The sequence below is a fragment of the Bifidobacterium sp. LH_449 genome (assembly GCF_056356755.1).
On record NZ_JBKEUV010000012.1, the window covers coordinates 52,332 to 67,816 of the forward strand.

A 15,485-nucleotide genomic window follows, 5' to 3' on the forward strand; every position below is an offset into this window, starting at 1 on the left:
CACAGGCCCCGCACCGCATCAGACCGTCGGACCATTGGAGGCGACGATGGCAGTTCCGCTGATTCGCCTTGACGCACGCGACCGACAGGCGGTCACGCCCCTGTTCCGTTCGGTGTCCACCGCGGAACCTTGGAACGACGATCGGAACGATGTCGAACAGCTGGACGCCCACATCCCCGATCTGACGGGAGACCCCAATTCGCTGACATTCGGCCTCGCCCTCGACGGACTCGGCGACAGCGTCATGTTCTCCAGGCGCATCCGCCGATAGACGTCGACGCGGCGTCGCGCGCTCGCCGGCGAGTCCATCGCACCGACCGTCGCCGTTGCTCGTCTACGATGGAACCATGACGGAACACGATACGGATATGACGAATGCGCCCGACGACGGGAACGACGACGCGGTGCGCCTGCAACAGGGAGACGCGGCCCCGGATTTCACGCTTCCCTGCGATCGGGGCGGCGACATCTCCTTGACGGCATTGCGCGGACGGCGCGTAGTGCTGTATTTCTATCCTGCGGCGATGACGCCGGGATGCACGGCGGAGGCGTGCGATTTCCGCGACAACATCGCACGCCTGTCGGCTCTGGGATATCAGGTGGTCGGCGTTTCGAAGGATTCGGTGAGCCGGCTCGCCGAATTCCGCGAACGCGACCATATCCCGTTCCCCCTGCTGTCCGACGCGGACCTGCAGGTGCATCGCAGGTACGGCGCGTTCGGGGAACGGAATCTTTACGGCCGCAGACACGTCGGCCCGATTCGCTCGACGTTCGTCATCGACGAGAACGGCGTCATCATGCTCGCCCGCTACAACGTTCGGGCGAAAGGCCACGTGGAATCGCTGATGAAACGGCTGCCTGCGTGAATCCCGTCCGATTTCAGCGACGGGCGCGCCACACGCACAGCGATGCGCCCGCGAGGGCGAGCATCGCGGCCGCGCTCGCGGCGACGAAGACGGGAGCTCCGGTGGCGGCCAGCTTTTCGGCAGGTCCGCCCTGCGCATCGGCGACGTCGGACGCCGTCACGATACGCGGGTCCTCGTCCGTGGCGATGCCGGACAGGCATTGCTTCAGCTCGGTTTCCTTATACCACAAGGAACCTTCCGCGACGGGCGTGCAGGAATCGTTGAACGCGATTTCGTTCTCGTTGTACAGCATGCGCACGATCGGCGTATAGGCTTTGCCCGTCACCGGATCGACGCCTTCCTTGGCATACACGTCCCACTGAATGTTGGCGGCCATCGGCGTGACGGATTCGCCGCGCCAATCGTTGTTCGCATAGTTGTAGACGTCGCCGTCGGAGGTGGGGTTCGCCACGGCCGGGGCCTGGATGCCGGAGCCCGGCAGTTTCAGCAACGCGGCGAACGGCATGATGGTTTCGGCATGGGCGAAACGGAAGGTGGCCACGGTCTCACCGCCGGACATGCGCTCATCGATCGAATCGAAGAAGTCGTCGAGCAACGGCTGTGCGATGCGGTACGTTTCGTCCTGCCCCGCGTAGCTCGGCCCCTTCTCGTAGAAATCTTCGGCATCAAGAATCCAGGCGAACACGTTGCCGTCTTCCGCGGGGATGTTCTCGAAATACCGGTCGAAGCCGAAGACATGGGAGCCGGTGTTTTCCGCCTGCATGTCGGCCGCGATGATATACAGGTTGTACAGGTCCATTGCGGCGTCCACCACGGACGCGATCTTCTTACCGGTTTCACCGCACGCGTCGGCGTCCTGCGGGCCCGCGTTCGGAGCGCAGTTGGTAATGGGCTCCTGCGTTTCGTCATCGAGTCCGTCTTCGTTCTCGTCCTCTTTGCCATTGACGGTGTTGTACCAGCGATAGGTCCCGTCATCGATCTTGTTCAGAAAGTCCTCTGTGAAGATCTGCCCGAGCAGCGCGTAGGAGACGTCCCGCGAAGCCTGCACGTTTTCGATGTAGTCCTCCGCATTGGCGATGATTCCATCGTTTTCGACGAAGTCTTCGTAACGCTTGGCGATGTCATATGCGCCGCCGGTCTTTTCGCTGCCGTCCGGGTTCTCAGTCTTATGGAAATACAACGTGTCGGGGCTTTTCTGGAACGGGGCGCCGGCGCCCGCGTCCGCGGCATCGGTCGGCGTCACGTAGGAATCCGACAGCGCATTGCCCGATGCTTCGTCGAAACCGATTTTGAAGTTCTCTCCGGATTCGGTGGCCCGAGACTCGCCGGAGGATTCGTACGCGATGCTTCCGCCCTCCGCGGCGGCGGCATCGAACAACGCCTTGTTGCGATCGTATGCGCGCTCCCCAATGCCTTGATGTTGGGTGGCCCCTTGGCCGGTGAGCATGCCGTAGCCGTTTTCGACGTTTGCCGCAGTGATGGCGTCCAGATTGGACATGAAGGTCCGCCCGGCCTCTTCGCTCACGAATCCGTCGTTTTCCGCGGCGGTCTGCGCCATGAGCTTCAGCAGGGCATCATATTTGTAGCTGGAAAAGACCGCGGGATCCGTGACGTGCGACCATCTCGGTGTACACCGGCCCATAACCTTCAGGGGCCTTGGAATATCCGGCGAGCGTCGTGGCGTCAGGTGCGACGTACGGTTGTTTGCTGCTGTAGTAGGTGTCGGTGGCCGCTCCGGCGGCTGGCGCCGCCACCGCCGACAGCATCGCGATCGCCGCGATGCCGGACATCCCTGCGACCATCGATGTGCGTATACGTGATTTGCCCATGTAGGTTCCTCTCCTTGGATGACTGCGCGATACGCCTCGGCGCCGTTTCCGCAATCAGGTGCAGTGGAGGCGCGCGCACGCACAGGGATACACCAACGCGGTGAACCGTGATGCACATGCATACGAACGGCGGATGAACGGATGCGGAACTCTGAACGACGAAAGGCCGGATGCGCATGCTCTCCCGCAATGCGCATCCGGCCTTTGCCCGTCGGCAAGCCTTATTCGCTCCGATGTCAGTTGGTGCCGATGCTCATCGTTTCCGGCAACGTGCTGCCGCCGTCGATGACCATCTGGGCGCCGGTGATGTAGCTGGCCTCGTCGGAGCCGAGGAAGGCGAACAGTTCGCCGACTTCGGTCGGCTTGGCGAGGCGCTTCATCGGCACGCCGACGGCGATGTCGTTGATGGCGCTTTCCGGATCGTCCGGATTGGATTCGATGGCCATCTTCTCGACCATCGGGGTGCGGGCGTAGCCCAGCTGCGAGCAGTTGACGCGGATGTTGCGGTCAGCGTATTCGACGGCGAGGCACTTGGTCAGGCCGACCAGAGCGGCCTTGGTCATGGCGTAGGCGGCCTCGCCCGCGTCGGCGACGATATCGCCGGTGACCGAGGACGCGATGACGATGGCGCCGCCCTTGTTCTCCAGCAGATACGGGATCACAGCCTGGCAGGTGTTCCATACGCCCTTGATGTTGACGTCGATGTGGAAGTCGCGCATCTCGTCGGTCATTTCCTCGAACGGGGCCAGACGGCACACGCCGGCGTTGCAGCATGCGATGTTCACGGTGCCGAAAGCTTCGGCGGTCTTCCTGGCCGCATCCACCATCTGCGCCTTATCGGCCACATTGGCCACGCAGGTGATGATTTCGGCCCCCTCGTACATGCCTCGAATGCGGTCGGCCGTCTTTTCGACGTCCGGGGACAGGTCGACCATGCAGATCTTCGCGCCGTACTTCACATAGGTTTCGGCGATGCCTTCGCCGAGTCCCGCAGCGGCACCGGTGATGAGGGCGACCTTGCCTTCGAGCTTGGGCTGAACCATGATGTTGTCTCCTTTGATAATTCGGTTGTTGGTTAATGGTCCGGGCGTTTCAGCGTCAAAACGCCCAAGTTTCGCTTTTGCTTTCAGCGGCTTGCCTGTACGGCTCAGAATTCGGTTTCGCCGTCCGGTGTTTCGATGACGACCTTGGTCTTCTTCCAGCGCACCAGCACCATCCACGCCCAGATGAGCACGCCGATGCCGAGGTAGACGCCGAAGGAGATCCACGATCCGATTCCCTGTCCCAACGTGCAGAAGAACGCGATGGCGATCATGATGAGCATGGCGAGCACACGGAACGCGTCACCGCCCTTGACCACGTTCTTGTTGCCCTTGTACCATTCGGGATGCCTGTGGTGGATACGGATGGCGGAGACGGTCGTGATCGCGTACGCGCAGGCGCAGCCGAACGACATCAGGTTGAAGAAGTCGTTCATGAAGCTGCCCGCGTTCTGCAGCAGGATGAACGTCAGGCTGACGCCCAGCAGGAAGATGTTCGGCAGGATGGGCTGCTGATGCTTGTTGACCTTGGTGAAGGCCTGCGGCAGGAAGTTCTTCTTGCCCATCGAGTACAGCATGCGCACGGTGGACATCCAGAAGCCCAGGATGGACGCGGTCATGCCCATCAGGATGGAGATCAGACCGTAGGCGACCGGCCAGAACTTCCATCCGAGGATGTTCTGCATGGCCGTGATCGTCATGAAGCCGTTGGCGGCGTCTCCGGCGAGCAGGTCGCTGACCGGGGCCAGGCCCGCCACACAGAAGAAGAAGATCGTGTAGATGGCGCCGCAAGTGAGCACGGAGCCGCAGATGGCGGCCTTGGTGTTGTTGGTCGGGAAGTCGCCTTCCTCGACCATCTGCGGGACGGTTTCGAAGCCGAAATACGGGGTGATCAGCAACGCCATGCCGATGATCCACGCCGGTATGCCCATCGTGGAATCCAAGGAGGAGAAGTCGAACAGCTTGGCGACGTTGTCGAAGCTCCAGTGGCCGGAGGTCAGGATCAGCACCGCGGTGATCAGCGTGGTGATGATGTTGGCGAACAGGCAGGTGGCCTGCGCCTTGACCAGCACCTTGATGTCCTGCAGGCTCATCAGGAACACCGCGACGAGGATCACGACGCCGATGATGACGATGGTCCGGAAGCTCAGATCAAGGTTGAACAGCTTGCCCAGATAGGTGGCGATGGCCATGACGACCGCGGGCGGCACGGAGATCCAGGCGGCCATGATCAGCCATGATGCGAGGAATCCGACATGCTTGTTGAATCCGACGGTGTTGTAGATCAGTTCGCCGCCCGCGGTTTTGAACAGCGGCGAGATTTCGCTGTAGACCAGCGCGACGGGCAGGATGGCCACGGTCATCAGCGCGAACGCCAGGAACGTTCCGGCGCCGCAGTAGCTGAAGAACACCGAGTCCCAGTAGCTGACGAAAGTGAAGATCGATCCGGTGGCGACGGTATACACGAAAACCAGTTTCAGGCTTTTTTGCAGACCTTTGCTGGATGTTTGCTGTGGAGCATCAGACATGCATGCACCCTTCCTCTTTGAGCGGGTAACGAAAAAACGGAACGCGGCTTCAGTGCCGCTTTCCGCCTTATTGACGCAACGTGATATTAGTCACACGATTTTATTTTTGCAAATCCATCACATTCCACGCCGCGTCGCCGCAGCAATGCGCACGACGGACGCCCGCCGGCGACGGGAGACGCCGACGGCGGACGCGCCGCATATTTCCGGTTTGATTTCGGCTATTCGACCAGATTCATCAACTGCTGGCCGGACGCGTATGCGCGTACGTTGGACAGCGCGATCCTGATGATGCGATTCGGCGTCTCCGCCATATGATTGCCGCCTGCGACGTGCGGCGTGATCAGGCAGCGCGGCGCGTCCCATAGCGGGTGCCCGGCGGGCAATGGCTCGGGATCGGTGACGTCCAGGCCCACGCCGTACAGGTGACCTGCGCGAAGCGCGTCATTCAACGCTTCCATATCGACGGCGTCGCCTCGGCCCGCATTGATGAGGACGGCGTCATCCTTCAGCGACGCGAGCCTTCTCGCATCGACCAGACGACGCGTGTTCGGCGAGGACGGCACGCACAGCGCCACCACGTCGGCCTGCGGCAGCAGCATGTCGAGATCGTCGAAACCGTACATGTCGTCTATGCCCGCGGCGCCCTTCGACCGGTCACGGCGCACGCCGCACGTCGCCATGCCGACCGCCTTGCACAGCATCGCAAAATGCGAGCCGATGTCCCCCGTGCCGACGATCAGCGCCGTCCTGCCCGAGGGACTCAGCGCGACGCCTTCATCGGCCCAGATCCGCCGCGCCTGGTTGCGCGCATATTGCGGGATGTTGCGCATCAGCGACCACATCATCGCGAACATATGCTCCGAAACGCTCCGCCCATACGCCCCGCCGGCATTGGTCAGCATGACGCCGCGTCCGGCCACGCCCGCACGCAGATAGCCGTCCACTCCGGCGCTCCACGTCTGCAGCCATTCAAGACGCGGGCATTGCATGCAGACGTCCGCGGGCACGTTGCCGACGATGGCCGTGACTGCGCCTTGCAGCGATTCGGGCATGACGGCGCTCCACGACATGTCGCCGCGATGCGATTCCTCGCCGACGAATTCCTGCGGCACGTCTTTCGCGGCGCGAACGAACGTCTCTCGTTCCTGTGCTGTCAGCGGCAGGCAGTTGACGATCAGCTTATGTGCGTTGTCGATTCCCATGCGCACCACAATATGCGGCGACTCCGATATCACAGCACGATGGTTTCCATGCAGGTTTGTTCGCTTGCACAAAAATCGAACATATAAACGCATTTTAAAAAGAACACTCTCAATGTTATCTTTTTGAAGTTTTCTTCATGTCACAGAAACGGCTTCATGTCAACAAAAATGCGATTTGTTGACTCCGCTAATCCAAAAAACGGCCATCTTGCGCCATTTAATCGTGCTAATGTTGCTCACGGACGCGATAAGCGGACATCATTGCACAACATCATCAACACAACACCGAATGTTCCATTCATATTTGAATCGAACATTCATGAACATGAATCCCATGTTCATTGACATCGGAAAAGGACGATCATCATGACGGAAAACAAGCCGACCATCACCGTTGACCTCGCCATGTTCGGGGAAGACGCCGCCGCCAAGACCGCAGCGGCGAACGAAGTGGCAAAGAGCCTGGGCATCGGCGACGAGGCGCTGGACATCGTGGAGGATTTCAAGAAGCAGCTGACCGAACACCACGCGTGGGACCTGCCGTTCATGGGCTATGTCAACGAAGACGGCTACGGATACGCGTACGTGCCGGACGCCGCGATCTGCCACACCCCGTATTGGGACGCCCACCAGGCGTTCCTCGACCTGCCGCATGACGCACAGACCGCATTCGCGATCCGCATGCTGTTCACCCACCGCCCGGTCGACCGCTACGGCGCCGACATGTTCCTGCACTATCACCGCGGATTCGAAGTGAATTTCGTCGGCAGCGGCGCCAACAAGTACTGACGCCGCATACCGGAAAGCCGCAGGGTCCAGGCGGCGTCGACGCCGGACCCATCTTACGAATGTGGGCGGCCCTCTCAACGGGGAGAGGACCGCCCATACCTATATCACGGAAGACTCCGCGCCACACGCCCATCCGCGCCGCGGACCGCCAGCCGGCGCGTCAGTCCGCACGCCGATCGGCCGCACGCTGACGCGCCGCACGGGTGCGGAACGCGCAGACGAGCAGTGTCAGGGCGATCGCACAGATCACCGTCATCGCCGCGAAGGTCCACATGCCGCCCACAGCGGAGGCGTGGCGGAACGATTCGCTGCCTTCGGCGCCCGAACCGGCCTGCGCCACCGACAGAATCGTGGAGAACAGCGTCGTGCCGGCGGCGCCGCCGGACTGCACGCATGTGTTGAACACCGCATTGCCGTCCGGGGCGAATTCGCGGGCGACGCCGCTCAACGCGCTGGTCATGATGTTCGAAAAGCCCAGCGCATAGCACAGGCCGAAAATGAAGTAGAAGCCGGCCAGCATGGCCGTGTTCAGATGCATGGAAAACACCAGCAGCAGCACCGGCCCCAGCAGGGCCACCGAAAACGACGCGGTGATCGGTCGGGCCGGGCCGAACCGGTCGTACAGCATGCCGCCCACGGGCGCGAAGAACGCGCCGATCAACGCGCCCGGCAACACCAAGGCGCCGGCGAGGAACGCGTCCGCGCCCAACGACAGCTGCGCAAGATTCGTGATCACATAACCGAACCCGATGCCGACCATCGGCAGAATCGTGTACGGCAGCAGATGCAGCAGCACGACGCGGTCGCGCAGCCACCCCAAACGGATCAGCGGTGAGAACGAACGACGCGACGAATATCCGAAGAACAGCAGCGAGGCAAGGCCCACCACGAGGCTGGCGATGGCGGCGATCCAGGAAGCCGCGGCGTCGCCGGACGACACCATCGCGCCGATGGCGACGCCGGTCTGATTGAGGAACATCACCAGGCCGCACAATGCCAGGACGATCGACAGGAACTGCACAGGATTCAGCGTGGCAGATTCCGTCGGGCGCTTCTGTTCGATGCAACGCAGTCCCAACGGCAGCGACAGCAGCAGGATGACCGGAACGACGATGACGAAAATCGCACGCCACGGCAGCACGCTGGTCACCGCGCCGCCGACGGTCGGGCCGATCGCCGGCGCCACGGTGATCACCAGCGAGCCGACGCCCATCAGACGCCCGACTTTGGATCGCGGCGACTGCTCAAGGATGATGTTCATCATCAGCGGCGTCGCCATACCCGATCCGATGCCCTGGATCACACGCGCCAGCAGAATGACCGGGAACGATTGGCCGACGATCATGATCAGCGAGCCGAGCACGGCCAACGTGAGCGCCGCGATGAACACATTCTTCAGCTTGAAACGTCGTTTCAGATACGACGACAGCGGCATCGTGGCCGCGACGCTCAGCAGGTAGATCGTGGTGATCCACTGCACGGTGGCCGTGTCGACGCCGAACTCCTGCATCAGCTGCGGGAACAGCACCGTCATCACCGTTTCGGTGAGGATGCCGATGAAGGCGAGGGAGCCGACGGCGAAAATCGCGCCGATCAGTTTGCCCGGAATGCGTTCATCGTCTGCGGCGTCGGCGGAATCCGATTCCGCGCGATTCAATGCTTCACTCACCAATCAGACCGAGCTCCTTCAGCTTATTCGTCAGTTCGGGATTGGTCGGCTCGACGAAAACGGTGCCGTCGGCGAAACGGATCACCGGAATATGCTTCTGGCCGCTGATCTCTTCGGCCTTCGCCGCGGCCCCCTCCTCATGTTCGATATCGTGATGGTCATAGTCCACGCCGTAGCGGGCGAATACCTGCTGGGCGCGGCGGCAATCGCCGCACCAGGCCGCGCCGTAGAATTCAATACCGGATTGAGACATAGTCTTCCTCGCTCCAATAGCATCTAATGGTCGTATACAAGAAAATCGCGGACTCATCCTGGCGGAAAAAGCGGTGCAGGCGAGCCTCCCGCGAACTGCAATATATACGATATGCCCGCGAAAACGAATCCGCATATGGCATGGGCGTGTCGCCGACCGGCGCCGCCCATGCGGACGCCCGCATATCACGCACGCCGGCGCGGCGGTCGCTATGCGCGCGCCGCATCGACGAATGCTCGGAAGATCATGCGGCTGCGTTCGTCGCGCTTGTGCAGGAATTCCGGATGCCATTGCACGGCCCACACAAAGCGTGATGCCGGACGATACAGCGCTTCGATCACATCGTCGTCCGACCTCGCCATGACCGCAAGCCCTTCGCCGAGCTCTTTGACGGCCTGATGATGATAACTGTTCACCGCGATGCGGCTCCCCTCGCCGGCCTGTTCCATCAGATCGGCCAGCGGCGTGCCTTCCTGCAGCGTCACCTCATGGCCGAAGAGGTCGTACGGCGGATTCGGCATATGGTGTTCCACGCCGCTTGGATGTTCGCTCGGCAGATCATGCCACAGGTTGCCGCCGAACGCCACGTTGATCAGCTGCATGCCGCGGCAGATGCCCAGAACGGCCTTGTCTTCACGCAACGCCCGCATCAGCAGCTTCGGCTCCATACGGTCGCGTTCCGGGCACAGTTCCGGTTTGCCGGCCAGACATTCCTCGGTCGCCGTTTCGCCGTACAGGGCCGGATCCACGTCCTGGCCTCCGGTGAACAGGATGCCGTCGCACATCGCCACCAGTTGGCGGATGCGCGCATCATCGTCGGTCAACGGCAGCATGACCGGCGTGCCTCCCGCCTCGACGATGCCGTCCATATAGCCCGGCAGCATCCACAGGCTTTCCTTGGAATAATCGACCAACGGCACGATGCCGATCACGGGTATGCGTTCCACGTTCATATCGTTCATATGGATCTCCCTCTGATGATGTCGGCAGACCTGATGCCGACCGCGGGCGGCGTCAAGCGTTTCCGCTCATACGATACCGGAGCCGCAGGCGACTTGCCGCGGCAGGTTTCAGTTTTGGGATTCGCCGGCGCCGGACGGATCGGATCGTTCGGTCCGACCGGTTTGCCTTGCCTGTTCGGCCGGCTTCGGTCGCGCCGCTTGTTCGACATGACCGTTTCGCATGGCTCTCCCACCGCGCTCCTCCTGCCGCACGCCGTCCTCGCTATGCACGATCGCGCGCAGACGCTCCAGGCGGGATTTGATCTCATGCTCGTAGCCTCGGTCGTTCGGCTGGTAGTATTGCCGGCCCATCAGTTCGTCCGGCATATACTGCTGCGGCGCGACCGCCCCCGGCCAGTCGTGGGCGTACCGGTAGCCTTCATGGTTGCCCCAGCTCTTCATCAGCGCGGTCGGCGCATTGCGCAGATGCAGCGGCACCTGCCCGATCAGGCCGGCGTCCACGTCGGCGAGCGCCTCGTTGATGGCGTTGTAGCTTGCGTTGGATTTCGGCGCAGTGGCCACGGCGATGGCCGCTTCGCCCAGAATGATGCGCGCTTCCGGCATGCCGATCAGCGCCACCGCCTGCGCGGCGGCGACGGTGACCTGCAGGATCTGCGGCGCGGCCATGCCGACGTCTTCGGCCGCGGCGATCATGATGCGCCGCGCGATGAAGCGCGGATCCTCGCCGGCGCGCAGCATGCGGGCCAGGTAATGCAATGCCGCGTCCGGGTCGGAGCCGCGCATGGATTTGATGAATGCGGAGATTACATCGTAATGGTCGTCGCCGTCCTTGTCGTAGCGCACGGTGGCCACATCCATGACCTGCGAGACGACGTCGGGCGTGATGATGGGCCTGCGGGCTCCTTTTCTGCGTTCCTTGTCGCCTGTGATGGCGCCGGCGGCCGCTTCGAGTATGGTCAGGGCCTTGCGCGCGTCGCCGCCCGACATGCGGATGATGTCGTCGATGGCGGCATCGTCGGCACGGATTTCGCCTTGCAGGCCTCGCACGTCATTGAGGGCTCGTTCGATCAGTGTTTTCAGGTCTTCGGGTTCCAATGATTCGAGTTTGACGACGACCGATCGGCTGAGCAACGGTTTGATGACGGAGAAGCTTGGGTTTTCGGTTGTCGCCGCGATGAAGGTGACGTCGCGGTTTTCCACGCTGGGCAGCAGCGCGTCCTGCTGCGATTTGGAAAAGCGGTGCACCTCGTCGATGAACAGTACGGTTTCCTTGCCTTGTGCGACAAGACGTTCGTGGGCGCGCGCGAGTACGTCGCGCACGTCCTTGACTCCGGATGTGACGGCGGACAGTTCCTCGAACACACGGCCGGACTGTTTGGCGACGATATACGCCAGGGTGGTTTTGCCCACGCCGGGAGGTCCGAACAGGATGATGGAGCTGGGCGCGGTCAGCGAGCCTTTCGATGCCGGATTGGCCAGACGCCGCAATGGAGAGCCTTCGCCGAGCACGCGATGCTGGCCCACCACTTCGTCCAATGTGGAGGGCCGCATGCGTACGGCCAACGGTCGCGTCATATCATCGGGCGCGTCACTGGCTCCGAACAGATCCTCAGTCATATCGACCATCCTACCCCATGTCGAACGTCTGTTCGAAGCCGGTGTCCGTCACAGAATGCCCGCAGCGGCACGTCCGCGTTCCGTCAGTGGGTCACTTCGTAATCGAAGAACACGACCTCACCGGTCTCCTGCGTGGTGTCCAGGTCGACGACGGCCGTGATCGCCCAATCGTGGTCACAGTCGGAATCGTCGATGATCTGGCGCACTTTCCAGCTGTGTTCGCTCTGCTCGTTGCGGTCGTCGAGGATGAACAGCTCGCCGCTGCGCGCCTTGGCGTCCGTGTTCACGTATTCGTGTTCGTCGTAATAGTCGTCGAGCACGTCCTCCCACTCGTGCACCCCGTAGCCCCAATCCTTGTCGATCGAGCCCAGTTCCTCGGGGCGGTCCAGGTCCATCAGCTGCACGCGGCGGAACATGGCGTTGCGCACCAGCACGATCAGGCCGCGGCGGTCCTCGACCACCGCGTTCCTCGCGCCCGGAGCGGCCAGAGTCGCCGCATCCTCGGACGCCGAGGATTCGCCGGCGTTCTCCCATTCGTCGACCAGGCTCGAATCGATGGAGCGCACGACCACGCGCAGCCAGGAGATGATGTCCCGCAGACGCTCGTCACGTTTCTCCACCGGCACGGTGCGGGCCAGCGCACGGTACGCGTCCGACAGGTAGCGCAGCAGCGTGCCTTCGGAACGGGCGATGTTGTAGCGCGCTATGTATCCGGTGAAATCGGACGCGGTCTCCACCATGTCGCGCACCACGGATTTGGGGCTCAGCCAGTAATCGTTCGCCCACGGCACATCATGGCGGTATTGCGTGAACGCGGCGTCGAGCATATCCTCAAGCGGCTTGGGATATGTGACCTCCTGCAGGCGCTCCATGCGCTCGTCGTAGTCGACGCCCTCCTCCTTCATCGCGGCCATGGCCGCATCGCGCGCCTGACGCTCCTGCGCCTTCAGCACCTGCTTGGGGTCCTCCAGCGTGGATTCCACCATGGAGATCACATCAAGCGCGTAGGTTTCCGACTCCGGGTCCAGCAGTTCGAGCGCGGCCAGCAGGAACGGGCTCAACGGCTGGTCGAGCGCGAAATCCTGAGGCACGTCCATCGTCAGGAAATAATCCTTGCCGCCGTCCTCACGGTCTTCCGTCTCGATCACGTTCGTGTCGAACAGCGTCTGGAAGATCTCATCCGCGCGCGCGTGCAGACGCTCCTTCTGTTCGGGCGTCTGCGCGGAATCATCGATCAATCGATCGATGCGCCGACGTGCGTCGCCGCCCTGCTGCACCTCATTCAGCACCATCGAATGCGTGACGCGCATATGCGGCGTCAGCGTCTCCGGCGCGGCATCGATCAGTTTTTCGAACGTATTCTGATTCCAGGTGACGAATCCTTCCGGAGCCTTCTTGCGCTTCACCTTCTTCAGCTTCTTCGGATCGTTGCCGGCCTTGGCGAGCGCCTTCGCGTTCTCGATCTCGTATTCGGGCGCCTCGGCGATCACCAGACCTTCCGTATCGAAGCCCATACGGCCGGCGCGTCCGGCGATCTGGTGGAATTCGCGCGCACGCAGACGGCGCATCTTCGTGCCGTCGAATTTCGTCAACGCCGTCAACACCACCGAATGGATCGGCACGTTGATGCCCACGCCCAGCGTGTCCGTACCGCAGATCACCGGCAGCAGGCCCTGCTGCGCCAACTGCTCGACCAACCGGCGGTAACGCGGCAGCATGCCGGCATGATGGATGCCGACGCCGGTGCGCAGCAGACGCTGCAGGATCTTGCCGAACGCCGTCGTGAACTTCGTGCCCTTCATCGCCTCCGCGATCGCGGCACGCTGCTCCTTGCTCGACACTCCCGTGCTGGCGAGCGCCTGCGCGGTCTCCAATGCGGCGTCCTGTGAAAAATGCACGACGTAGATCGGCGTCTCGCCCTTGTTGAACGACAACTCCACCGTCTTCTCCAACGGATCGGACGTGTATTCGTACGCCAACGGCACAGGGCGCGGCGCGTCGGCGATGATATCGACGTCCGTGCCGGTCATGTCCTCCAGCTTGTCGGCGATCGCGTCGACGTTGCCCAATGTGGCGCTCATCAGCAGGAACTGCGTATCCGGCAGCGTCAGCAGCGGCACCTGCCACGCCCAACCGCGATCGGAATCGCCGTAATAATGGAATTCATCCATCGCCACGCAGCCGACGTCCGCGCGCCTGCCTTCGCGCAACGCCTGGTTGGCGAGGATCTCGGCCGTGCAGCAGATGATCGGCGCATCGGCGTTGATATGCGTGTCCCCCGTGATCATGCCCACATGATCACGGCCGAACACTTCGACCAGGTCGAAGAACTTCTCCGACACCAGCGCTTTGATCGGAGCGGTGTAGTACGAGCGGCGCCCCGTGCACAGGGCCGCGAAATGCATGCCCAACGCCACCAACGACTTGCCCGAACCCGTCGGCGTGTTCAGGATCACATGGTCGCCGGCAAGCAGGTCCATGATGGCCTCCTCCTGATGGGGCCACGGTTCGACGCCCTTGACGTCGGCCACCCAGGAAAAGAACCGCTCATAGATCTCATCGGTGTCGATATTGCGTTCGTCGTCGTCCCATCGGGGCGCCAATGCGCCCAAAGAGCCGTACGTCGCGCCCGCGTCCCGCCGCGCTTCGTTCTCGTTTCGTTCGTCTGCCATGATGTCGAGTGTACGCGACGCCGCCTATTGAGGCCCATAGGATTGCGACGGGTTTCGCCGGTCGGCCCCTCGACGGGATTTTCCGTCAGTAGAATTCGTCGTACAGGTCGCGTCTGATCTTGTCGGGGTCGATCGCAGGGTCGAGCGGAGGCCATCGCATATGCATATCCTGCAATGTGGCACGCAGCAGTTCGGAGACGACGGCGCGCGAATACCAGCGGTTGTCCGCAGGCACCAGATACCAGGGCGCGGCCTCGGTGCTGGTCCGTTCGAACACCTCCTGCCATGCGTTCATATAATCGTTCCAGCGGGCGCGGGCGTCCAAATCGCTGACGTCGAATTTCCAGTATTTCGTAGGATCGTCAAGACGACCGAGAAAATGCTTTTTCTGCTCGTCGCGGCTGATGACGAGGAATAGTTTGATGATGGCGCATCCGTCGGCGGCCAATTCGGCTTCGAATCGGTTGATCTCGTCATATCGGGGCCGCCACGCCGATTCCGGCAGCGTGCCGTAGACGTGCGGCATCACGATATCCTCGTAATGCGAACGGTCGAATACCGCGATCCACCCGGGGTCGGGCAGTTCGCGGCGAATCCGCCACAGATAATCGTGGGCGCGCTCCTCTTCGCTGGGCCGCCCGAATCCGTGGTAGTGGATGCCCATCGGATCGCCTTGGCGGAACACGTGCCGTACGATGCCGCCTTTGCCGGAGGCGTCCATGCCCTGCAGCACGATCAGCAGGCGACGTCTCGACCCCCGCACGCCGTTGGCGTACAGCAGATGCTGATAGTCGGCGATCCGCGCCGAATTGCCCTCCATGAAACGTTCCGCGTCCTCACGGTTTCCGTCGAAGCATGACGTGGACGCGCCGTCCACGTCATGCAGCCGTCTGGACGGGTTGTATCGCAGGTATTCGGCAGGATTCCTCTTCCACACTGTGTCCGCCATGTCACGCTCCTTCGCGCACGTATGTGCCGCCCATCATACCCTCGAAATCTGCAGACATACGGAATGCGACGAAAACGAAAGGCGGGGCCGACATCGTCCCGGCCC

Annotated in this window: 11 protein-coding genes and 2 pseudogenes; 3 read left to right on the top strand and 10 right to left on the bottom strand. The window is 62.2% G+C overall.

Translation table 11 applies throughout. The features are described 5' to 3' along the window. Nucleotides 1–46 precede the first annotated feature (46 nt). Complete coding sequence (locus AC1AX7_RS08860) at nt 47–271, top strand: hypothetical protein (RefSeq protein WP_476509721.1); 225 nt, start codon at nt 47–49, stop codon at nt 269–271. 76 nt (nt 272–347) lie between these two features. Continuing rightward, on the top strand, nt 348–866 hold the full coding sequence (locus AC1AX7_RS08865) for a peroxiredoxin (protein WP_476509722.1): 519 nt from the start codon (nt 348–350) through the stop codon (nt 864–866). A gap of 13 nt (nt 867–879) precedes the next feature. On the opposite strand, the pseudogene AC1AX7_RS08870 reads toward AC1AX7_RS08865, so the two are convergent. The 4 genes and pseudogenes from AC1AX7_RS08870 to AC1AX7_RS08885 all read right to left on the bottom strand — a co-directional run bounded on the left by AC1AX7_RS08870 (nt 880) and on the right by AC1AX7_RS08885 (nt 6,469). After that, nucleotides 880–2,695: pseudogene (locus AC1AX7_RS08870) on the bottom strand (histidine-type phosphatase). A gap of 236 nt (nt 2,696–2,931) precedes the next feature. After that, nucleotides 2,932–3,738, bottom strand: coding sequence for an SDR family oxidoreductase UcpA (gene ucpA, locus AC1AX7_RS08875; protein WP_476509723.1), 807 nt, complete (start codon nt 3,736–3,738; stop codon nt 2,932–2,934). 104 nt (nt 3,739–3,842) lie between these two features. Continuing rightward, entirely contained in the window at nt 3,843–5,264 is a 1,422-nt protein-coding gene (locus tag AC1AX7_RS08880; protein ID WP_476509724.1) for an APC family permease, read from the bottom strand. A 221-nt stretch (nt 5,265–5,485) separates the two neighbouring features. After that, entirely contained in the window at nt 5,486–6,469 is a 984-nt protein-coding gene (locus AC1AX7_RS08885; protein WP_476509725.1) for a D-2-hydroxyacid dehydrogenase, read from the bottom strand. A 366-nt stretch (nt 6,470–6,835) separates the two neighbouring features. Between AC1AX7_RS08885 and AC1AX7_RS08890 the strand changes: the two genes are divergently transcribed. Next, nucleotides 6,836–7,258 carry a glycerophosphodiester phosphodiesterase gene (locus tag AC1AX7_RS08890; RefSeq protein ID WP_476509726.1) on the top strand — a complete coding sequence of 141 codons (423 nt, stop codon included), beginning with the start codon at nt 6,836–6,838 and terminating at the stop codon, nt 7,256–7,258. 160 nt (nt 7,259–7,418) lie between these two features. Here the strand turns inward: AC1AX7_RS08890 and AC1AX7_RS08895 are convergent, their stop codons facing one another. From AC1AX7_RS08895 to AC1AX7_RS08920, 6 genes and pseudogenes are all read right to left on the bottom strand, one after another. After that, nucleotides 7,419–8,927, bottom strand: coding sequence for an MDR family MFS transporter (locus AC1AX7_RS08895; protein ID WP_476509727.1), 1,509 nt, complete (start codon nt 8,925–8,927; stop codon nt 7,419–7,421). Continuing rightward, a complete protein-coding gene (locus AC1AX7_RS08900) occupies nt 8,920–9,180 on the bottom strand; it encodes a glutaredoxin domain-containing protein (RefSeq protein ID WP_476509728.1) in 261 nt (86 codons plus the stop codon). The genes AC1AX7_RS08895 and AC1AX7_RS08900 overlap by 8 nt, the downstream gene beginning before the upstream one ends. A 209-nt stretch (nt 9,181–9,389) precedes the next feature. Further along, nucleotides 9,390–10,133, bottom strand: a complete 744-nt coding sequence (locus AC1AX7_RS08905) for a gamma-glutamyl-gamma-aminobutyrate hydrolase family protein (protein ID WP_476509741.1) — start codon at nt 10,131–10,133, stop codon at nt 9,390–9,392. A 117-nt stretch (nt 10,134–10,250) separates the two neighbouring features. Beyond that, nucleotides 10,251–11,759 carry a replication-associated recombination protein A gene (locus AC1AX7_RS08910; protein WP_476509742.1) on the bottom strand — a complete coding sequence of 503 codons (1,509 nt, stop codon included), beginning with the start codon at nt 11,757–11,759 and terminating at the stop codon, nt 10,251–10,253. Nucleotides 11,760–11,842: 83 nt separating this feature from the next. Further along, nucleotides 11,843–14,431: a DEAD/DEAH box helicase gene (locus tag AC1AX7_RS08915; protein ID WP_476509729.1), complete on the bottom strand. Its 2,589-nt coding sequence runs from the start codon at nt 14,429–14,431 to the stop codon at nt 11,843–11,845. A gap of 85 nt (nt 14,432–14,516) precedes the next feature. After that, nucleotides 14,517–15,395, bottom strand: a pseudogene (locus AC1AX7_RS08920) (PPK2 family polyphosphate kinase); the annotation flags it as partial. Nucleotides 15,396–15,485 lie beyond the last annotated feature (90 nt).

Coding starts and splice junctions, on each gene's coding strand:
- AC1AX7_RS08860 (WP_476509721.1), top strand. CDS start 47: ATGGCAGTTCCGCTGATTCGCCTTGACGCACGCGACCGACAGGCGGTC.
- AC1AX7_RS08905 (WP_476509741.1), bottom strand. CDS start 10,133: ATGAACGTGGAACGCATACCCGTGATCGGCATCGTGCCGTTGGTCGAT.
- ucpA (WP_476509723.1), bottom strand. CDS start 3,738: ATGGTTCAGCCCAAGCTCGAAGGCAAGGTCGCCCTCATCACCGGTGCC.
- AC1AX7_RS08865 (WP_476509722.1), top strand. CDS start 348: ATGACGGAACACGATACGGATATGACGAATGCGCCCGACGACGGGAAC.
- AC1AX7_RS08890 (WP_476509726.1), top strand. CDS start 6,836: ATGACGGAAAACAAGCCGACCATCACCGTTGACCTCGCCATGTTCGGG.
- AC1AX7_RS08910 (WP_476509742.1), bottom strand. CDS start 11,759: ATGACTGAGGATCTGTTCGGAGCCAGTGACGCGCCCGATGATATGACG.
- AC1AX7_RS08885 (WP_476509725.1), bottom strand. CDS start 6,469: ATGGGAATCGACAACGCACATAAGCTGATCGTCAACTGCCTGCCGCTG.
- AC1AX7_RS08915 (WP_476509729.1), bottom strand. CDS start 14,431: ATGGCAGACGAACGAAACGAGAACGAAGCGCGGCGGGACGCGGGCGCG.
- AC1AX7_RS08880 (WP_476509724.1), bottom strand. CDS start 5,264: ATGTCTGATGCTCCACAGCAAACATCCAGCAAAGGTCTGCAAAAAAGC.
- AC1AX7_RS08900 (WP_476509728.1), bottom strand. CDS start 9,180: ATGTCTCAATCCGGTATTGAATTCTACGGCGCGGCCTGGTGCGGCGAT.